General features: G+C 38.4%; 23 protein-coding genes and 4 tRNA genes. 8 read left to right on the top strand and 19 right to left on the bottom strand.

Annotated elements, in window-relative coordinates; all coding sequences use genetic code 11:
* Positions 1 to 12: 12 nt before the first annotated feature.
* From LXF01_RS05650 to LXF01_RS05690, 9 genes are all read right to left on the bottom strand, one after another.
* The gene (locus LXF01_RS05650) at positions 13 to 564 is read right to left on the bottom strand and encodes a DUF4385 domain-containing protein (RefSeq protein ID WP_233945163.1); all 552 of its coding nucleotides are present in this window, start codon (positions 562 to 564) and stop codon (positions 13 to 15) included.
* Between the two features lie 69 nt (positions 565 to 633).
* Positions 634 to 1,083 (bottom strand): hypothetical protein, encoded by a 450-nt coding sequence (locus LXF01_RS05655; protein ID WP_180108299.1) that lies wholly within the window; start codon positions 1,081 to 1,083, stop codon positions 634 to 636.
* 249 nt (positions 1,084 to 1,332) lie between these two features.
* Entirely contained in the window at positions 1,333 to 1,689 is a 357-nt protein-coding gene (locus LXF01_RS05660; RefSeq protein WP_180115029.1) for a cupin domain-containing protein, read from the bottom strand.
* A 118-nt stretch (positions 1,690 to 1,807) separates the two neighbouring features.
* A complete protein-coding gene (folE, locus tag LXF01_RS05665) occupies positions 1,808 to 2,356 on the bottom strand; it encodes a GTP cyclohydrolase I FolE (RefSeq protein ID WP_171262632.1) in 549 nt (182 codons plus the stop codon).
* Between the two features lie 95 nt (positions 2,357 to 2,451).
* A complete protein-coding gene (locus tag LXF01_RS05670; protein ID WP_078191970.1) occupies positions 2,452 to 3,141 on the bottom strand; it encodes a Smr/MutS family protein in 690 nt (229 codons plus the stop codon).
* A 111-nt stretch (positions 3,142 to 3,252) separates the two neighbouring features.
* Positions 3,253 to 4,236, bottom strand: coding sequence for a hypothetical protein (locus LXF01_RS05675; protein ID WP_233945164.1), 984 nt, complete (start codon positions 4,234 to 4,236; stop codon positions 3,253 to 3,255).
* Positions 4,237 to 4,342: 106 nt separating this feature from the next.
* Positions 4,343 to 5,149, bottom strand: a complete 807-nt coding sequence (gene trpC, locus LXF01_RS05680) for an indole-3-glycerol phosphate synthase TrpC (protein ID WP_180026398.1) — start codon at positions 5,147 to 5,149, stop codon at positions 4,343 to 4,345.
* Positions 5,150 to 5,165: 16 nt separating this feature from the next.
* Positions 5,166 to 6,212 carry an anthranilate phosphoribosyltransferase gene (gene trpD, locus LXF01_RS05685; RefSeq protein WP_078191968.1) on the bottom strand — a complete coding sequence of 349 codons (1,047 nt, stop codon included), beginning with the start codon at positions 6,210 to 6,212 and terminating at the stop codon, positions 5,166 to 5,168.
* An 18-nt stretch (positions 6,213 to 6,230) separates the two neighbouring features.
* A complete protein-coding gene (locus tag LXF01_RS05690) occupies positions 6,231 to 6,815 on the bottom strand; it encodes an anthranilate synthase component II (RefSeq protein ID WP_078191967.1) in 585 nt (194 codons plus the stop codon).
* Between the two features lie 877 nt (positions 6,816 to 7,692).
* Between LXF01_RS05690 and glnA the strand changes: the two genes are divergently transcribed.
* Both glnA and LXF01_RS05700 read left to right on the top strand, forming a co-directional pair.
* On the top strand, positions 7,693 to 9,108 hold the full coding sequence (gene glnA, locus LXF01_RS05695; RefSeq protein ID WP_171263711.1) for a type I glutamate--ammonia ligase: 1,416 nt from the start codon (positions 7,693 to 7,695) through the stop codon (positions 9,106 to 9,108).
* Positions 9,109 to 9,204: 96 nt separating this feature from the next.
* Positions 9,205 to 9,483 (top strand): hypothetical protein, encoded by a 279-nt coding sequence (locus LXF01_RS05700; RefSeq protein WP_233945165.1) that lies wholly within the window; start codon positions 9,205 to 9,207, stop codon positions 9,481 to 9,483.
* Positions 9,484 to 9,568: 85 nt separating this feature from the next.
* On the opposite strand, the gene LXF01_RS05705 is transcribed toward LXF01_RS05700, so the two are convergent.
* Entirely contained in the window at positions 9,569 to 10,483 is a 915-nt protein-coding gene (locus LXF01_RS05705; RefSeq protein ID WP_233945166.1) for a polysaccharide deacetylase family protein, read from the bottom strand.
* A gap of 202 nt (positions 10,484 to 10,685) precedes the next feature.
* Between LXF01_RS05705 and LXF01_RS05710 the strand changes: the two genes are divergently transcribed.
* The 4 genes from LXF01_RS05710 (at position 10,686) to LXF01_RS05725 (ending at position 14,101) form a co-directional block, all read left to right on the top strand.
* Positions 10,686 to 11,171 carry a chorismate--pyruvate lyase family protein gene (locus LXF01_RS05710; protein ID WP_233945429.1) on the top strand — a complete coding sequence of 162 codons (486 nt, stop codon included), beginning with the start codon at positions 10,686 to 10,688 and terminating at the stop codon, positions 11,169 to 11,171.
* Between the two features lie 22 nt (positions 11,172 to 11,193).
* Positions 11,194 to 12,075 carry a 4-hydroxybenzoate octaprenyltransferase gene (gene ubiA, locus LXF01_RS05715; RefSeq protein ID WP_233945167.1) on the top strand — a complete coding sequence of 294 codons (882 nt, stop codon included), beginning with the start codon at positions 11,194 to 11,196 and terminating at the stop codon, positions 12,073 to 12,075.
* 122 nt (positions 12,076 to 12,197) lie between these two features.
* A complete protein-coding gene (locus LXF01_RS05720) occupies positions 12,198 to 13,658 on the top strand; it encodes an alpha/beta hydrolase family protein (protein WP_233945168.1) in 1,461 nt (486 codons plus the stop codon).
* 182 nt (positions 13,659 to 13,840) lie between these two features.
* Positions 13,841 to 14,101: a hypothetical protein gene (locus tag LXF01_RS05725; protein ID WP_180101918.1), complete on the top strand. Its 261-nt coding sequence runs from the start codon at positions 13,841 to 13,843 to the stop codon at positions 14,099 to 14,101.
* A 75-nt stretch (positions 14,102 to 14,176) separates the two neighbouring features.
* On the opposite strand, the gene LXF01_RS05730 is transcribed toward LXF01_RS05725, so the two are convergent.
* From LXF01_RS05730 to LXF01_RS05765, 8 genes are all read right to left on the bottom strand, one after another.
* Positions 14,177 to 14,659, bottom strand: coding sequence for a DUF2726 domain-containing protein (locus LXF01_RS05730; protein WP_442781352.1), 483 nt, complete (start codon positions 14,657 to 14,659; stop codon positions 14,177 to 14,179).
* Positions 14,660 to 14,681: 22 nt separating this feature from the next.
* Positions 14,682 to 14,757, bottom strand: a tRNA-Asn gene (locus tag LXF01_RS05735).
* Positions 14,758 to 15,013: 256 nt separating this feature from the next.
* Positions 15,014 to 15,089: transfer RNA gene (locus tag LXF01_RS05740), tRNA-Asn, on the bottom strand.
* Positions 15,090 to 15,306: 217 nt separating this feature from the next.
* Positions 15,307 to 15,382, bottom strand: a tRNA-Asn gene (locus LXF01_RS05745).
* Between the two features lie 5 nt (positions 15,383 to 15,387).
* Positions 15,388 to 15,463, bottom strand: a tRNA-Asn gene (locus LXF01_RS05750).
* Between the two features lie 87 nt (positions 15,464 to 15,550).
* The gene (locus LXF01_RS05755) at positions 15,551 to 16,015 is read right to left on the bottom strand and encodes a hypothetical protein (protein ID WP_233945170.1); all 465 of its coding nucleotides are present in this window, start codon (positions 16,013 to 16,015) and stop codon (positions 15,551 to 15,553) included.
* Between the two features lie 258 nt (positions 16,016 to 16,273).
* Positions 16,274 to 16,900, bottom strand: a complete 627-nt coding sequence (locus LXF01_RS05760) for a superoxide dismutase (RefSeq protein ID WP_078192384.1) — start codon at positions 16,898 to 16,900, stop codon at positions 16,274 to 16,276.
* 156 nt (positions 16,901 to 17,056) lie between these two features.
* The gene (locus LXF01_RS05765) at positions 17,057 to 17,815 is read right to left on the bottom strand and encodes a Nif3-like dinuclear metal center hexameric protein (protein ID WP_233945171.1); all 759 of its coding nucleotides are present in this window, start codon (positions 17,813 to 17,815) and stop codon (positions 17,057 to 17,059) included.
* Positions 17,816 to 17,984: 169 nt separating this feature from the next.
* On the opposite strand from LXF01_RS05765, the gene LXF01_RS05770 reads away from it, so the two are divergent.
* A complete protein-coding gene (locus tag LXF01_RS05770) occupies positions 17,985 to 19,163 on the top strand; it encodes a S1C family serine protease (protein ID WP_078191894.1) in 1,179 nt (392 codons plus the stop codon).
* Positions 19,164 to 19,349: 186 nt separating this feature from the next.
* Positions 19,350 to 19,607: a hypothetical protein gene (locus LXF01_RS05775; RefSeq protein ID WP_078191893.1), complete on the top strand. Its 258-nt coding sequence runs from the start codon at positions 19,350 to 19,352 to the stop codon at positions 19,605 to 19,607.
* A 104-nt stretch (positions 19,608 to 19,711) separates the two neighbouring features.
* Here the strand turns inward: LXF01_RS05775 and LXF01_RS05780 are convergent, their stop codons facing one another.
* Positions 19,712 to 20,098, bottom strand: coding sequence for a carboxymuconolactone decarboxylase family protein (locus tag LXF01_RS05780; RefSeq protein WP_168379173.1), 387 nt, complete (start codon positions 20,096 to 20,098; stop codon positions 19,712 to 19,714).
* Between the last annotated feature and the right edge of the window lie 142 nt (positions 20,099 to 20,240).

Genomic DNA, 20,240 nt, shown 5'->3' on the forward strand with positions numbered 1-20,240 from the left:
CTAAATGGATATTCACTTAATTTTGCTTTGTAGAAAATCTAAAAATTTTGCTTTTTGCTCTACATACTTGGGATGAACTTTAGCTTCATCCCATTTTTGTTTAAATACTCGTGCAGCAGCTGCTTTGACGGGATCCTCTTTTTGTCTTGGAAGCTCTTCGCGTCCATGTGCACCACTTAATCCTTTTTTATCATTAGGGACTGGACCCTCATATTTTTTACCACCTTTATGGTTGGCATAGCGACGTGCACGTGTAAAACCCATCTGCAAAAATTTACGTGCCATATCTGCACCGACAAAATCTTCAGCGTCCAAATACTCTTCAAAAAGTTGCCAAATTTTGGTGCTGCTTTCGATGGCTTTTTCTTCATTAGCAAATCGCCAATAAGGCAAAATTTCAGATTTATAAGGCTCTACGAGTAATACACCTTGTTCACCACGTCCAATTCTATAAAGTTCAGGGTGTTCGCGAAAATTTATTTTTTTAAAATCTAGACTGTAATCAAAACTATTGGAATGAACGCGTAATACACGCTTAGGTGTGGGGATGGATTTATTATTCATATTCACTCCATTACAACCTTACTCTATTTCAAGCTTAAGCTAAAAAAGTAGCCCCAGTTGGGGCTACTTTTATTTTGTCTTTTTGCTGGTGGATTTGGCTTTGGTCGTCTTGGGTTTTTCTCCCTTAGACTTGCTTGCCTTAGCATCCGTTTTCTTTTCTTTTGAAGATTTTTTGGTTGTTTTCTTCTCAGCTTTTGGCTTTTCCTCTTTAACCTTAGTGCTTGTTTTTGATGTGCTGGCTTTTTTAGGGGCCTCTTTTTTGTCAGCTTTAGATTTCGGCGAACTTTTAGTTGACGCAGATTTTTTAGCTTTTACTTTTTCATCTTTAGTTGCAGCTTCTTTTTTAGAAGTGCTGTCCTTAGATTTTTTTTCAGCAGTTTTCTTTGTTGCTTTGTTTGAATCTTTACTCGATGCTTTAGCTGATTTTTTTACTTTATCCTCATTCTTTTTTGCAGTTTTTGCCGTAGTTTTCGCTGTCTTTTTCTCATCTTTTTCAGTTGTCTTTTTTGCGGCTACCATAGTGATCACCCTTAGTTAGTAAAAAAAAGAAAATAGCAATGAATCTAAAGGATTCATCTTGTTTTCAATGTACGGACTAATCTTGAATATGGGGGGTGAAATCATGTTATGAAATGTTTAATTTATGAACAGAAATACATTAAGTAATTGATATCAATTTTATGCTGTAGTTTTGAGTTACAAGTCTTACAGCACGGTTACAAACAATATTTTTAAAAGATATTTTTTCAAAATAAATATTTTGGGCGATTAAACTTCTACAACCACATAGTATTTTTTGACGGCTTCGACAACTTCAAACTTGCCCTGAAACGATGGGGGAATAATGCCCGCATGGCCAGCAGAAACTTCGATATATCCGCCTTGTTGATCATGAATACGTACTAAACCTTCAAGGATAGTAAAAAACTCTTGTTTGTTCGGTGCAAAGACAATATTCCATGCGCCAACTTCACATTGCCAAATCCCGCAGTCCATATTGGGGTGTACATACAGGCTTGCAGTTTCACGTTTAGGATTGCCCTGAACCAAACGGTCTGGGCGAGGGAAGTCTATGCTGTGTTTGGCTTGCGCTAAACCCTGACCGGCAATATATACATCTGACATGATTCATCCTGAAAATAGTGCTTTGCTATCAAAGCAAACGATTTGCGACATTAAAACATAAATAGAAAAAGCCTCAAGAGTTTGAGGCTTTTTTTAAGAGCTAACGCTGAATGTTCTATTAATAGCTTTCAGGCACAGCACTTAAGAATTCACGACGTTCTTCTTTATTGGTTTTAAAGTCACCGACAAAAGAAACGGTACGTGTTGTAGACTCTTGTTTACCTACACCACGCATCATCATGCACATGTGAGCTGAATCAATCACCACAGCAACACCACGCGCACCAGTCACTTCAGCCACAGCTTCAGCGATCTGCTGAGTGAGATTTTCCTGAATTTGTAAGCGACGGGCAAACATTTCTGTAATACGTGCGAATTTTGATAAACCTAAAACATTGCCTTCTGGGAGATAAGCAATATGTACACGGCCATAAAAAGGTAATAAATGGTGCTCACACAATGAATAGAATTCAATATTCTTAACTAAGACCATTTCACGGTTATCTGATGGGAAAACCGCATTGTTGGTCACTTCTTCAAGTGTCTGGCTATAACCAGAAGTAAGATATGAAAAAGCTTTAGCAGCACGCATAGGCGTATCTTTAAGACCCGGGCGATTCAGATCTTCACCAACGGCAGTTAGGATATTTGCGTACGATTGCTGCATAGACATAAGACGTGTTCACTTACACTGAGAGATTGAACAAGGACGGCATTGTAGCAGAAAACTATTACAATGCCTTCTTTTGGAGTTAAATCCGATTATTGTTTAAACTGTGGGTTTTTTTCTGCACGTTTAAGCAGAACCAGTACAGCACCTGTGCCGCCTTGTTTTTCTGGGGCGCTCACAAATGCCAATACATCACGATGTTGACGTAACCAACTATTTACATAAGTTTTTAAAATTGCTTCTGGACCTTTGCCATGCACAATTTTAATGACGTTTTGATTGTCATCTTTCGCCATTTGAATAATTTGCAGCACGGCAGAACGGGCTTCTTCAACAGTGCAACCGTGTAAGTCGACAGCTTCAAACCAACGTAGATTACCAGCTTTCAAATCTTCAAAAACTTTATGTTGTAAGGTTGCAATGCGATAGCTTAAAGCAGCTTGACTGGCAACAGGGTTGAGCATCGCTTGCGTATCAGAAAGTAATGCATCATCTGTTTCCATAGGACCAATTGCAGCAGCACGTTTAGCCAACGTTTGCGCATCAGGTTTTTTACGACCCACTTTTTCCATTTTTGCAATATTTCCTGCATTCATTTTTTGAACACCTTGCATTTGCTTTTGGAAAAGCGCGAAGTCTTCTTCCTGCTCTTGTTCAACAGTCTTTGGCGTTGGCTCAGGCTGTTTAGCAATCGTTGAGGAATGTGGATTCGTAATTTGCTTTTTAAAAGATTTCAGTAGGTTGTACTGATCTTTTGAAAGCGAAGAATCGTGTTTGCTCATAATGAAAAAACGGGAAATATACAAAAATTTAGTGCAATTATAGCCTTAAATGGCACTGATTTGAACTGGAAAGACTTTATATAAAGAAGATCTCTTAATTCATTACAAGTCCTATTTGGGCTTCAAAGTTGAATTAATTAATTTAATAACTTTTTTATTTTTATATTGTTCTGCAAGAGCTAATGCTGATTGTTCTTCATTAAATTTAGAAATACACACGATTTCGGTTGAAGCGCCTTTTTCAAGTAAATAAGAAATTATCTGATATTGATTTAGGCGGATAGCTTTACCTAATGGGGAGCATCTAGTGAAATAATATGTTTGTGGTTCAACTTCATCTACTACAAGTTCATTTATTTTTCTCAGCTTCATTTTTTTGATGAAAGAAATATCTGTGTGCTCGATAGCCGCCATAATTAAGGTGGTATCATAAAATTCATTGTTTTCACCAAAATTTAAATATTCAAGATACAAATTTTTGGCTTTTTCATAATTATCAATATCATTTTTCTGTGTCAGGTTCTTTATCGCATTTTGGAAAAAATCATTCATATCATCAAAATCATTTATTGCTGCATGGAACATGAATATATTTATTAAATATGGCTCATCAGCTAAATTCTTTTTCAATAAATGAGGGGTATCTTTATAAAAAATCTGTTCAAAATGATTTAATTTTTCCATGGAAATAGGGTGAGATGTAATATTGATTGGTTTTGATAAAGAATTTTTATGTCCTTTAGAAATAGAAAAATAGTTTGAATTTTCAATATTCTTGTTTTTAGTATTGATTGAGAAATTAATGACTATTGGTAAGCCTTGATAACTAATGATTTCAATTTGATTCTTATTGAAATCATAAATTTTACCCTTTAGCACGTGAGTATTTATATTTGGAAAAATTTGATTTAGGTCAATCTGCGCAGCAATGATGCCTTCGGGCATATTGGAAATATTAAAGTAGAGGATATGATTTTGGTCAATATGATACGGTGAGCCAGTATAAAGAGTTATATTTTTTGTCCAACTTATCTGGTGTAGTGAAACCAAGATTAATGAAATGAATAGAAGAGTAGAAGAAATAATCGACTTCATTATTTTTAATTCTCAAATGAATAAAAATTATAAAAAGGATGTGTAATTTTTTTAATATGGATGCAAAAGAGAAAAAGGGTGAGCGAACTCACCCTACATATTTCATTTATATTTTATCTGGCACACCAAACAGCTCCTTAAACGCCTGATCAGGGCGTGGCTGCTTCATAAAACTTTCACCGACCAAGAATGCATGAATGTCATGTTCTTGCATCATCGCGACATCAGCAGGTGTTGCAATACCGCTTTCTGTCACAAGTAGGCGAGAAGGCTCAAGTAACTTCTTCAAACGTAATGATGTATTGAGGTCAACATCAAAGGTTTTTAAATTACGATTATTAACGCCTAGTAGACAATTGTCAGAAAGACGCATTGCACGCTCAAGTTCTTCTTCGTCATGTACTTCAACCAATACGTCGAGATTGTGCTCAAAAGCAGTTTTCGACATTTCTTCGAGTTGTTGATCAGACAAACAAGCCACGATTAATAAAATACAGTCCGCATGTAAAGCGCGTGCTTCAATTACGCCATAAGGATCAATTAAAAAATCTTTACGCAGCGCAGGTAAGTCACAGTTCTTACGTGCAATCTGAATGTTTTCATCGGCACCTTGGAAAAAATCCACATCGGTGAGAACAGACAAACATGCCGCACCAGCATCTTGATACTGCTGCGCAATTTCAGCAGGGTTAAAGTTTTCACGAATGATGCCTTTCGATGGTGATGCCTTTTTAATTTCAGCAATCACCCCCGGACGTTTAGAGCCGAGGTTTTGTGCAAAACCTCGAACAGGTGTAGCTGCTTGAGCTAGCTCTTCGACATCTTTATAGCTACGTTGTTTAAGACGGGCTGCAAATTCTTCTTTTTTACGGTCAACAATTTTACCTAAAATTGTATTGGCGATATCTACCATGATTTGAGTCCTAATCTTAAGCTTCGTATTCTTTTAAAGTTTTCGTAAATTCTGACAAAATGCCCATTTTCTCTAGAGCTTGACCGCCATAGATAATGTCATGTGCTAATGCAACACCTTGTTTATAGCTATTGGTTAAGCCTGAAACATAGATACCGGCACCTGCATTTAGGGCAATCATATTCGCGGCTTTATCACCGAGAGCAGATTTATTTTTACCTAAAGCATCTTTAATTAATTTCAGACTTTCCGCAGCACTATCTACAGATAGACCTGTTAAGGTTTGCGACTCGATATCTACAGCTTCAGGTTGAATTTCCCATTCAGTGACTTCGCCATCTTTGAGTTCAGCAACATAAGTACTTGATGCAAGGCTAATTTCATCTAAACCGTCTTTTGAATGCACCACCAAGACATGTTCTGCACCAAGCTGTTTTAAAACTTCAGCCATAGGACGACATAATTCTGTAGAGAAAACACCAATCACAAAACGTTTTACGCCGGCTGGATTTGTAAGCGGGCCAAGTAGGTTGAAAATACTACGGAAGCCCAATTCTTTACGTGGACCAGCAGCATATTTCATGGCTTTATGATGATTAGGTGCAAAGAGGAAACCCACGCCCATTTCACGAATACAGCGTTCAGTTTGCTGCATGTTCAGGTCAAGGTTAATTCCTGCCTGTTCTAAAAGATCAGAAGATCCTGATTTTGATGAAACACCACGACCGCCATGTTTGGCAATGGTTGCGCCTGCTGCTGCAATGACAAAACTAGACGCAGTAGAGACGTTAAATAAGTTTTGACCATCACCACCTGTACCAACGATATCCACCAAATGTGGCAGATCACTGACATCGATTTTGATCGCAAATTCACGCATTACACGTGCTGCGGCAGTGATTTCATCAATACTTTCACCTTTTTGGCGTAAGCCCATCATAAGTGCGCCAATTTGCGCATCGGTCGCTTCACCTTGCATGATGGTACGCATCACTTCTTCCATTTGAGGTTGAGTGAGTTCAATATTTTTCGTGATGTTATTTAAAGCTTGTTGAATATTCATAATATTTTTTGCACTCGATTAAGCGTAAATTTCTAAGAAGTTTTTAAAGATTTGATGGCCATGTTCACTAAGAATCGATTCAGGGTGAAACTGCACGCCTTCGACAGGCAATGTCTTATGTTTGACTCCCATGATTTCTTCCATCGTGCCATCTTCTTCATTGGTCCAGCAGGTCACTTCTAAACATTCTGGCAAAGTCGCTTGATTAATCACCAAAGAGTGATAGCGAGTAGCGGCAAATGGAGAAGGGAGGTTGCTGAAAATGCCTTGATCGCTGTGATACATGTCAGATAAACGACCGTGCATCACTTTTTTAGCGCGAATAATATCGCCGCCAAAAGCTTGTCCTATGGCTTGGTGGCCTAAACACACACCCAGTAAAGGAATTTTTCCCGCAAAGTGTTGAATCGCAGGAATTGAAATGCCTGCTTCACTTGGCGAACAAGGGCCAGGACCAATGACTAAATACTTCGGTTGCCATCGCTCGATATCTTCCAATGTCACGGCATCGTTACGTACAACTTTTACTTCCTGATTTAACTCGCCAAAATATTGGACGATGTTGTAGGTAAAAGAGTCATAATTGTCGATCATCAAAAGCATGAGCGTATTAACCTTTGAAATTTATGCACTTAAATGTGCTTTGAATAGTCCGAAATGATTCTAAATAGTTGTATATTGACCCAAATATCGTGTGGATATTTTAAATAGAAAAATAGTGAAATATTTAGAATGCAGCCAATCATAGCAAATATTATTCAATTTCTGCTGAACAATTTCGCCAAAGTTCATCGCAACTGAAATCATTTCAATAAATTTTCGACTTATAAATTTGGGATTTAATTTGAACAAGACATTAGGCTGAATTTAAGTGGGTAAAATATGTTCAATTGATATTTTAAAAAGATCTGCTTGATGTCGTTAAAAATAGCAATTCAGGCTCTAGATGGAAAAATATGAACCGTTTTGAAGCAAAATCACCAAAATGGAGCACAATTAATGTTAAGGTAAATTGATTAAAATTAAAACAAAATGGTTAAATTAACGTCAAAAAATGGATACTTTACGGGCTCAAAAAACCTAGATATCGATCATTAATTCAGTTATTACGCAGTATTTTTCCATTTATAACTAGCTAAGCCATTAGTTTCTATCGTATTTAAATTCGACCTTAAAGCTTTGATAAAATCTCAATGATTTTATCGTTGAAAGCGATTAATCATTTTGGTGCAAAACCAAGTTGCACTATTTTGATACACCTGCGAGAAGTTTTTAAACAAAAGTGATGAAGAGTGGCTGAATATGGTGCATTTACTGTTACACACAGTATAATAGTCGAAAAGCTAGGAGCTAAAATCTTCTATTCTGATAAGGAATTCAATATTTTAGCTTGGCTTTTAAAAGTTGGTACGGTAATTGCTTAATAACTACCAACTACTAACACGCACTTCAGTGTGCACAAAAAAATCATCGGAGCAAAATGAGCATGGCGAACAAGGTCCTTCAACTCATCCAAGAAAGTGGCGCAAAATGGGTCGATTTTCGCTTTACTGATACTAAGGGTAAAGAACAACACGTAACTTACCCAGCAGATTCAATCGACGAAGATACGTTTGAAGATGGCAAAATGTTTGATGGTTCTTCAATTGCTGGTTGGAAAGGCATTGAAGCATCTGACATGATCTTACGTCCAGATGCAGAAACTTGTTTTATCGACCCGTTCTTTGCAGAAGCTACAGTTGTTGTGACTTGTGATGTTATCGAACCTTCAACTGGTCAAGGTTATGAACGTGACCCACGCTCTATTGCTCGCCGTGCGGAAGAATACCTAAAATCAACTGGTATCGGTGATACTGCTTATTTTGGTCCAGAACCAGAATTCTTCGTATTTGACGAAGTAAAATGGGACATCGATATGTCTGGCGCGCGCCACACATTAATCGCTGAAGAAGCTGCTTGGTCTACTGGTAAAGATTACGAAGCGGGTAACTCTGGTCACCGTCCACGTGTGAAAGGTGGTTACTTCCCAGTTCCTCCTGTTGATTCTTCACAAGATATGCGTGCAGATATGTGTGCAAAAATCGAAGACATCATGGGCCCAGGTCGTGTAGAAGTACATCACCACGAAGTTGCATCTTGCCAGCTTGAAATCGGTGTAAGCTTCAACACTATGGTTCGTAAAGCGGACGAAGTTCAACAGTTCAAATATGCGGTTTGGAACGTTGCTCACCAATATGCTAAAACTGCTACGTTTATGCCTAAACCAATGGTTGGCGATAACGGTTCTGGTATGCACGTTCACATGTCGATCTCTAAAGACGGCAAGAACTTGTTTGCTGGTGATGAATACGCTGGTCTTTCAGAAATGGCGTTGTACTTCATTGGTGGTGTGATCAAACACGCTCGTTCATTGAACGCAATCACAAACCCATCAACTAACTCGTACAAACGTTTAGTTCCACATTTCGAAGCACCGATTATGCTTGCTTACTCAGCACGTAACCGTTCAGCTTCTATTCGTATTCCTTATGTTTCTAGCCCTAAAGGCAAACGTATCGAAGCACGTTTCCCTGATCCAATGATGAACCCGTACTTAGGTTTCGCTGCACTTCTTATGGCTGGTCTTGACGGTATCCAAAACAAGATCCACCCAGGTGAAGCTGCTGACAAGAACTTGTACGACCTTCCTCCTGAAGAAGAAGCTAAAATCCCTACAGTGGCTCATAGCTTAGATATGGCGCTTGAGGCTCTTGCAGCTGACCATGATTACCTTCTTAAAGGTGGCGTGTTCACTAAAGAAATGCTTGATGCCTACATCGAACTTAAAACTGAAGAAGTTCGTCGTCTTAACACGACAACTCACCCAGTTGAATTCGACATGTACTACAGCTTGTAATTCTGTACAGAATTGCACTGTAAAAAGACCCGCCTTGTGCGGGTTTTTTTATAGGATGGGTTAAGATAAAGCAAAGAGTTGAATGAATATCTAAACATGGCAAAACCACGTAAAAAACATACCGGTTTTTTCCCTTGGATTGATCCAGCGGATCAGGCAAAGGGATTTAAACTCAACTTCTCAGAAGTGACTTATTTGGAAGCAGGGCGGACCGTTGAAGGTTATAAGCAGGCTGAATTTGTCGAACTGAAAAACCCAGAGCTAGCATTGGAGTTTGAATACCCTGAAAGTTTTTATATTACGACCGAAGGGCTGGTTCTGATTAAAACGCCGCAAGGGAAGTTCGAAGCCATTGCCAAGACAGATAACTTTTAATTTAACACGAAAATATTGAATTGAAAAAAATGACTTTCAACGTTGCAGGTCATTTTTTATTGAATATCTCGTAATTTGCCAAACGTTATTGCAAACCATGCTGTTTTAAATTGTCGATTTCATAAGGCGCATCTTCGGCGGGGTAGCGTAAGTTTTCTAATCCTTTGGTTTTTGCAATAGACCAAATTACACTTTCACCCGCAGGGATGTTTTGGCTGTGCTGCGTATATAAGGGATCTTGCAGGGCGTCTGCTGCTGAAATAAAAGTCCAGCCATGCTGCTGAAAAGCAGTAATGACATCCTTTAAAAATGCGGCATTAATAGCATTCACATGTAAAAGTAAAACATGCTGTGGCGAACGATTTATGGTGAGCTGGGCAAGTTGGTCATAATAATCTGCTCGGTGAAGCAGGTGAGCAATATATGCTTGTTTTAGTCGGTCTAATTTGTCCTGATCTTGCAGTTTGGCATAGTCGAGATATTTTCGGTTATAAAACCAGTCACTGGCATCGATACTCACACCGCCAATGCGGTATTGATGCTGCTCTAACCATTGATAGACAGCATCACGCTTTTTAGTGCTATTACCTTCTTTTAAAAAAGGATACCGGTAAATACGTGTGTAATTTGGCAGCGTTTTTAGCACTGTATCCGCCTGTTCAATGCTATGCAGATAATCTTTTAATGTGACATTTTCTTTATTTAGATTTTGGTGCAGTGCACTATGATTGCCAATTAGATGGCCTGATTGTCCCCAGTCTTGAATCAGTTGCTTGCCTTGATAATCACCAATTTTAATCAGGCTAGGGAAGACAATAGTTTTGATTTGTTGATCATGCAGATGTTTTAAAATTTGGGCATTGATTTGTTCCGCTTGTGCGTTAAACACTGGATTTAATCCATCATCAAAACTGAGTGCAATAGATTTTGCTTGAACCGTGATATTGGCGCAAAGTAAAACGAAAAAAATAAAAACATGTAGCGGGTAAAATGGAAACATTATGCTTGTGTAATTTAGTGGTTATCCACGACATCATACTGTGTATGTGAGGTTTGTGTTGATTGCATATGTAATGAAGTGCTTAAGCTGTTTTGGTTTTGCTCATTTTACTGAAAACAAGCTATTGGTCATGAAAAACGATGTTGAGTTGGTTACACTAATGATTCGCTATACTCAGCAAATGGTTAAAGGGAAATGGAATATGCAGCGTCAAGCATGCGAAATGCGGGATAAAAGAATGTCTCCTGAATTAAGAACATGGTTGTATGCTTCGGGTTCATTAACCCAACAATTAACAGATTTTGCCCAAGGTGTATTTAAAGTTGAGCCGAGTATTGAGCAATTTCAACGTATGACGCTTCAAGATGCACGGTGGCTACAAATGCCAATACAGCACATAGCTTGGGTACGTGAAAGTTATTTATATGGCTGTGAAGCTGAGCCGTGGGTCAAGGCAAAAAGTATATTTCCAATCCTTAGCATACAAGGGCGTGCGCGGATTTTTCAGCATATTGGTAAAAAACCCATCGGACATTTTTTATTTCAGCGTACCAATCCGAAGTGTGAGCGGCGTGTATTGTGGCTAGACGATGGTTGGACACGTCAGAGCTGTTATACTTGGCATGGTTGTAAATTTATAGTTCAGGAAACTTTTTTAGCGAGTTTTGAGCAATATTTGCAGAAATAACATTACCAGATGAAGGACAGTCATGGCCGTGGTGCAACAGATTACTTGGCAGCAGCGTTTAGAAGCTTATTACTATTTATGTCGCTTCGATAAGCCAATTGGCACGGAACTGGTTTTTTGGCCAACCATGTGGGCACTGTGGATTGCCAATCAAGGAACACCGCAATTCAGTATTTTGATTCCCATGATTTTGGGCACGATATTTATGCGTGCAGCAGGTTGTGCGATTAATGACTTTGCTGACCGTAAAGTCGATGGTGCTGTGGAAAGAACCAAGCATCGTCCTTTAGCCACTGGAGTGATTAGTGCTAAAGAAGCCATATATGTGTTCTTGATCTTGGTGTTTGCTAGCGCATGTATGTTGTTCTTTTTACCGATAGAAACTTTTTATTGGTCCTTTGGGGCATTGTTTTTAGCGTTCATTTATCCCTTTATGAAACGCTACACGCATCTGCCACAAGTATTTTTAGGTGCGGCATTTTCATGGTCGATTCCTATGGCTTATACCGCTGTGGGGCAAACACCTGATTTGACTTGCTGGTTATTGTACTTTGGTAATTTGGCGTGGACCGTTGCGTATGACACACAATATGCCATTACTGACCGTGAATATGATTTGAAAATTGGCGTGAAATCGACTGCGATTTTATTTGGTAAATACGATATTGAAATCATTTCTTTATTACAGGCGCTAAGCATTGTATTGATTGGTTCTGCGTTGTATTTAGAAGATCTCTTGATGCCATTTGGTTTAGTTGCAATGTTGGCTGTGGCTGCCGATTTTATTTACCAATGGACTAAAACTAAAGACCGTGATCCGCAGTTATGTTTTTGGGCGTTTCGCCATAACCGTTGGGTAGGGTTTATGATTTTTATTGGAATTTTTATGGCATTGGCTCTTTAATGTCATTGATCTGAAACTGTTTAAATTGAACTAAAGCATCCTATTCGGGTGCTTTTTTTTATGCATTAATAAAAAGGCATGTAGTTTCATGTTTAAAGAATAATGATGAAAAAGGATATTTTATGAAACGTTCAAAAATAGCATTAGCTTTGACAGTTGCAGTTTCTATGCTGTCTTTAACCGCGTGTAATGACGATGATAATGACTCATCATCTTCGAATCAAAAATCAACATTTGTGTCTGAAGCAAATTATGCTATAGATACTGTAGACAATACATCGTCCATTAAAGTCATGACGTATAACATGACCAATGTGCAGGGGAAAGCAGCAACAGCAACAGCCTTAGTATTATTTCCAAAAGCTACACAACCTAAAGATGGGTATCGTGTTGTGGTATGGGAGCATGGGACAGTCGGGGCAGGAGATGAGTGTGCTCCAAGTAAAAATGTAATTCATCCACGTTTTAAAATTCTAGCTAACACGCTTATGGCGGCAGGTTATGTAATTGTGGCGCCAGATTATGAGGGTTTAGGAACCAAGGGGGGTCATCCATACCTTAATTTATCAAGTGCGGCAAATTCGGCGCTTACTGCAGTTAAAGCGGCAAAAGAACATTATGGTAAGCAACTCAATGGTCAGTGGATGTCGATTGGTCAATCGCAAGGTGGTCATGCATCCTTAGGGACGGCGGAATTTGCGAATACCGATACTAATTATAAAGGTGCAGTAGCAGCCGCACCTGCGTCGAGTTTAGGCACGATTATTAAGATCTATTTAGATCCAAAACTAAATGTTGATGCAAATGGTCAACCTAAACCCCATGGATTGAATAGATTGGATGAACAGTTGGCACAAGTGCGTTATGCACTTAGTATGGGGCAGCTTTCGGAGGTTCAAGCACAAGCGTTAATTGATCAAATTGCAGATGGCTATGCTGAGCTTTTGGCATATGCTGCATTGACCAGTTCAGGTATTAAAGCCTATGAGCCAAATTATGATTTAAAAAATATTTTTACTGCTGATGCCGGTGTTATTGCAGAAAAAGCCTATGGACGTACAGGGGATGACGGTGCATGTTTAAGTTATGCCGATCCAAATGGCGCAAATGGTTTGCAAGAACAGTTTAAAGCAGCTGTGATTGAATTTTTAAAGGATCCAACGCATACGGTTTCACAGTATGGAATTGATTTGAATAAAATTGATACCGATCCTGTTGTTCAGAAATTTTTAAATGATAATCAGCCAGCGACAAATGCAACTGCTGCCAAAGTAATTAAAGCGCCTGTGTATATTATTCAAGGTGCAAATGATCAGGCAGTTATTCCTGTGGTTACGCAAGCGCTATTTGCAAATATGAAAACACAAGCGACGAAGTATTTCCCAGAAGCAAATTATGCTGAAGGTTATCAATTAGACGTTGTGCCAAAAGCAAGTCATACACAGGCGATTATCTGTAGAAATGCGCAAGCGGTCGAATTTATTCAAGCTAAAATGTCTGCAGGTACAGGTATTGTCTTAACCAATGAGCAAAAAGATGCAAGCCAAAGTCCACATTGTAAGGGTGTAGCTGCTTCAAGCTAAGTTTTTTCAATAATAAAAAAAGGAGCATGTCTCCTTTTTTTTGCATATTGGATTATTAATCATTCAATCCTTGAAAATGAGGTGCATAGTTAGTTCGAGCAAAGAATGTTATGAAGACTTGAGCGAATTTTGTTTTTTGCTATATTGGGCGTCGAATTATTTATGTATATGAAAGAATAGTTATGTCTGAAGTAAAGCCAAAACCCAATACCAAAAAGATGATCACTCTGATGGCACTTGGGCTATTGATTCCTATATTTTTGGTCAGTATGGCTTTTCTTGCAGTCAATAGTGATGCCAAAAACCAAGAAAAATATAAGCAACAACAAGCTGAGATGATTGAGCGTATTAAAGCAAAAGAAGCACAAGATGAGGCTTTGGCTGCTGAGGCTGACCAAGCAGTATCAGAAGTGCTGGCAGCTCAAGAGTCAAATGCTCAATAAAATTCTGCTTACGTTATGGATGTGAATGCAATGCGCATTCACTCAATGTTCGATTGTACTTTAGGTATTTAACAACTATTTATTTACATCATGCCTGAGCGTGTGAACTGTTGGAATACTGGTATAGCGGATTACACGGTAGCCAGCTTCTTCAAGCATTGCATCACGTTCAGCATCTTCTTGCTCTTTGCCTATATGACTGGGGTCATCCAGTTCGATAATTACAAGCACATCGTAAGTTTGGTCAAGTATGACAAAATCAGTGACTTTTCGATTAAATCTATTTCTGATTTTGTAATTTTGAGTGGTGATCAGTGTGCTAAACGCCACTTGTGCTAAAATGTGGTAGTCCGGAAATGCTTCATTTAAACGATGAAACATCTTACTTTCAAAGGCAGTGATTACACGACGTGGGAAAAACTTTTGTTTGCTTCTAAACAGTCTCGGAAAGACTAAGCAGACAAGGGCAAAAGTTGCCAAGCAACCAATAATAAAAAATGTAAACTGACTGAGATTTGGCACGAAATAAACTACATATATGAAAAAAGCCCACGTCATGATGCGTGGGCTTTTTAGAATTTGGCTCTCCAACCTGGGCTCGAACCAGGGACCTGCGGATTAACAGTCCGTCGCTCTACCGACTGAGCTATTGGAGAATCTGCACGCATTCTATGGGGCAAATGCAGTGAGGTCAAGTCAGAATTGCAAAAAATAAGGAAATTTAGGCTGAATGTATTAAATATAAACACCTTTAATATAAAGCGTTTTTAAAACTTAAGCTCTGACTATTCTTTCTAATGTGGTCGGAGAGCTAAGTGAATAGCTTAGGTCATAGAGCAAGTTATACTTATCTTAAAACAAAAGTCAGAGCATAAAAAAAGCCCACGACATAATGCGTGGGCTTTTAGAATTTGGCTCTCCAACCTGGGCTCGAACCAGGGACCTGCGGATTAACAGTCCGTCGCTCTACCGACTGAGCTATTGGAGAATCTGAAGTGGATTCTAAAGATGTATGGGAGGGTGGTCAAGCCTGATTTAAATAAAATACTTAAAAATCAAATTAAGTGTTTTAAAAATAGCCGAATCAGACAACTTGGTACATATACGGATACTTTTTAGGAAAGCAAAAACAAAAAAGTAGGTATGCTTTGTTAAATATCAGGCAATAAAAAACCCACTTCGCAATGAGTGGGCTTTTTAGAATCTGGCTCTTCCACCTGGGCTCGAACCAGGGACCTGCGGATTAACAGTCCGTCGCTCTACCGACTGAGCTATGGAAGAATAGATGGCTCTCCAACCTGGGCTCGAACCAGGGACCTGCGGATTAACAGTCCGTCGCTCTACCGACTGAGCTATTGGAGAATCTGATGCGCATTTTAGGGATGAATTTTAAAGTGGTCAAGCAGATTTGATGAAATGACTATTTGAATGTTTTTTTATTGTTCAAGTCTAGAAATTTTTTCTTAAATAGCGGTTATTTTTGAAGTTTTTTATATCATCTAGGTTGCTGATTTGCTTTATCGTCAAATTTTGTAGATTTAAATTTTTAAGCGTAGTTATACGTTTCTCTTGATCTAAAGGAATTATAATTTGGAATAATAAATATATTTCTAAAATTTGATGGTTTGCGAAGGTATCTAAATGAAATTTAGAAAAAGACATAACAGGTTTAATGGTGTTTTGGAGTAGATTAAAAAGATTTTGATTGTGTTTGAATACAATCCTTAATAAATATTCATTACCGACAGGTAATAGTTTGTAGTGACTTTTTGTGTTGTTAATGGGTATGCTTTCTATTTGATCATAGTTAAACTGAATTTTCATTATATAAAGTTGAATTATACAATGACTTTCGAAAAATCTAATTTGTGGCAGTCCATTTTTGATGATAAGTAAAATTAAGACGAATTCCATAATTGATAATCCAGTCAGTATTAGTGCTGAATTAAAGCTATATTTAATAGATTCTTGAACATAAGAGTAACTCACATACTGGATTATAGTGATAAAGATAAACATCACTAATATTTTGGTATATTTTGCTTTTATGATTAGTAATGGCTCTTGATTCATTCTTTTGTGTAATATTGTTTGTTGTGGCAGTATGATATTTAAAGCATAAAAAATCACCCTAAAAGGGTGATTTTTTTACTTTAAAATAAGTTTTAAAACTTATTTTTCAACGCCAGCAGCTTGACCTGCATATTTAGCGTTTGCATAGTCCCAGTTCACTAGGCTTTCTAAGAAAGTAGAGATGTATTTAGGACGAGCGTTACGGAAATCGATGTAGTAAGCATGTTCCCAAACGTCGATAGTCAACACTGCAACTTTACCGTGAGCAAGTGGAGTGTCAGCATTTGAAGTTTTAAGGATAGAAAGGTTACCGTTTACTTCGTCAGCAACTAACCAAGCCCAACCTGAACCGAACTGAGTTGCAGCAGCATTTGCAAATTCTTCAGCGAATTTTTCGTAAGAACCGAAAGCTTCGTCGATTTTAGCTGCTAAAGCGCCAGTAGCTTTACCGCCACCGTTTTTAGCCATACAGTTCCAGTAGAATGTGTGGTTCCATACTTGAGCTGCATTGTTGAAGATACCAGCTTTAGAAGCATCGCCTTTAACAGCAGTGATGATTTCTTCTAAAGTTTTGCCAGCAAGGTCAGTACCTTCAATTGCTTTGTTTAGGTTAACCACATAAGTATTGTGGTGTTTGTCGTGATGGTATTCTAAAGTTTCTTTGCTGATATGAGGAGCAAGATCTTCGTAACCGTAAGGTAACGCTGGTAAAGTAATCGTTGTCATGTTTTCAATTCCTTGCATTTTGCTGGGTTTTGACATTAAGTGCCGTTATTGTAATAGATTCTTGCAGTAAAATGCGCATTGCTTATAAATAACAATACAGAATAAAGCCTGAAAATATACGTATAAGGACTGAGCCAAAGACCAGAACGATTTAAATTAAATCGGGTTGTTTAATTCGAAATAACTATACTCAATATTGAACTGTTCTGAAATAGCTTTTGCGAGTCGTTGTACACCATATCTTTCAGTTGCATGATGTCCACATGCATAATAATGCACATTTAATTCTTCAGCTTCGTAAAAAGTACGTTCACTCACTTCACCTGAAATGTACGCATCACAATCTAATGCAGCGGCTTTGCCAATAAAGTCCTGTGCGCCACCCGTACACAAACCAATTTTTTGAATCGATGGTTTATCTGCCGGCAAGTGAATGACATCAAATCCTAATTTTTCAGAAACGAAGTCTTTAAACGCTGTTGGAGTCATTGCTTGTTTTAAATAACCAACATTGCCAATAGGATTGCGCTCAGTAGGATCTAAGGCTTCAATATTCTCTAATTCGAGCAAATCTGCTATCGCTACATTATTACCTAAAGTAGGGTGACTATCTAAAGGTAAGTGATAAGCTACGAGTGAAATATCTTTTCTGATCAGGCTTTTGATGCGTTTGCCGCGCATACCAGTGATTGGGTAAGCTTCACCTTTCCAAAAATAACCATGATGTACCAATAACAAATCAGCTTTTGCTGCTATCGCGGCTTCAATCGCTGTTTGTGACGCTGTAACTGCACATAAAATTTTATGCACTTCTGCTGAGCCTTCAATTTGCAAGCCGTTGGGAGCATAGTCCTTAAATTCATGTGCTTTGAGTGTGCTGTCACACCACTGAATAATTTCACTTAACTGAGCCATATACTGTCCAAAATCTCAAAGAGATGCATCAAAATTTACGATTGTTTAAATTGTAACTAAAGAATCACAAATCTCTGTGTTTATTTTTAAGTTTGTTGAAAATATTACATTACAATACGATATAAATTATTTAGCCATCAATGAATTATAAAATTTAGAGGATATAGACGTGCGTCGGACCTTTACATGGTTACCTTGGGTATTATTAATACTTGTGATCATCGGTTTCTTTACATGGCAACAGGTTCAAAAACCTAAAGCACCCATTGCCCCAGATGGGGTTAAAATGCCTGCAGAAAAGGTTGAGCCCCTCATTGATACGTCGCGTACAGGCGGTGTAGTTTCGTATAGTGCTGCGGTAAAAGTTGCTGCTCCAGCGGTTGTCAATATTTTCACTACGCAAAAAGTGAAACAATTGGATCATCCTTTATTAAATGATCCTGTTTACCGTGAGTTTTTTGGTAATCAACTTCCAGATCAAACCAATCAAAACGAAAATAGTTTAGGTTCAGGTGTGATTGTTCGTCCAGATGGCTATATTTTGACGAATAACCACGTGATCGCACAGGCCGATCAGATCGTTGTGGCTTTACATGATGGTCGTCGTGCTGAAGCGAAAGTTGTGGGCACAGACCCAGATACAGACTTAGCTGTGATTAAGATTGAAATGAGTCAATTACCGGTTTTGCCATTTAAGCTAAGTGGCAATGAAGTCGGTGATGTCGTCCTAGCGATTGGTAACCCTTTTGGCGTGGGTCAGACGGTTACGCAAGGGATTATCTCTGCTACAGGTCGTTCAGATTTGGGAATCAACACTTACGAAGACTTTATTCAAACAGATGCGGCGATCAACCCCGGCAACTCTGGTGGTGCTTTAATTGATGTTGCAGGAAACTTAATTGGTGTAAATACCGCGATCTTCTCGCAGTCAGGTGGCTCTTTGGGGATTGGTTTTGCCATTCCTGCAAAAGTATGTCAACAAGTATTGAACGCTATTTTAAAAGATGGGCGAGTGGTTCGTGGTTGGTTAGGTATTAGTTTACTTCCAATTAAACAAGAAAATATTTTAGATCCACGGGTGAATGGTGTGATTGTCGCAGATGTCATTCGTAATGGACCTGCAGCACAAGCAGGTTTAAAACGTGGTGATAAAATCATGAAAGTGAATAATGAGCTGATTACCTCGACTTCGCATTTAATCAACTACGTTGCACAACAAGCGCCATTGAGCACTATGCAAATTGACATTGAGCGAGACGGAAAGGCGATGACATTGCCGGTACAAGTAGGAGAGCGTAAACCGCAAACTCAAAACAGTGACTCGCAATATATTCCATTACCACGTTAGTATAGAAAATCCCTCTTCATGAGGGATTTTTTTTGAGTACCTTTTTTTGTATATCGCTTTGAAGAGCATCGTTTGCGCCAAACAATGCGCTTTGTAATTGAAATATCAATTACAAAAATGCATTGCACACTTTGCTGAATTTGGCTTAATTTATAAGCAATAATAATCAGATAAGCGTATAAGAATATGAGCTTTTTACCCGCTGAACATGCCAAAGTTTTATCCAGTCAAGCCAATTTAGATATCGCCTTATATAAGACACGTTTGGCTTTGCTGATTGAGGAAAATGCCAAACAGGGGAATACCGCCGTATTTACGGTTTTACCCAAGCATTTAGCTTTAGAAGAGATTCGAAGTTTATCTGCTGAGCTTACAGAATTGGGATATCAAGTTCGATTTGAAGTGAATGAATTCTTCTATAATTTTAATGTCTACTGGATTTGATTCGGGATTCACTGCATTTAAGGTCCTAAGTTAAAAACAAGATGAAACCCTTTAGAAAACCACGCTAAGCGTAGTTTTCTAAAACTGTTTTATAACGCAGTAACTTATTTAGATTTTTGATAGTCATTAATGACTTCAAGTGCCGCACGAAAGGCTTCTTGAGTCGCCGGTGCGCCACAATATGGCAAACTATGAAGTAACACTTCCTGAATTTCTTCTACAGTCGCCCCATTATTTAAAGCACCTCGGACATGACCCTTGAGTTCTGTTGGACTTTTTTGTGCAGTTAAAAATGCAATGGTAATCAGTGAGCGATATTTACGGGGTAAAACGCCTTCACGCTGCCAAGTTGAACCCCATGCATGCTCATTAATCCAATCTTGCAAAGGTTGAGTAAATGGCACGGTATTGTCTTGAGCACGTTTAACGAAACTTTCACCCATAACTTCAGTACGAACTTTTAAGCCATTTTCATAATCTTGTTGTGACATGTAGCAAACCCTCTGTGATGTAATTTTGCAGTACAGCCTATACCTTTGACTCTGCGATACCATTGGCTGATGGTCGTATAAAAAAGCCATCCCATTGTTTAAGAATGGAATGGCTTTTATTTTGAGAAAAATAAAGCTTAAA

The organism is Acinetobacter sp. SH20PTE14 (genome assembly GCF_021391555.1).
Taxonomy (GTDB): Bacteria; Pseudomonadota; Gammaproteobacteria; order Pseudomonadales; family Moraxellaceae; genus Acinetobacter; species Acinetobacter amyesii.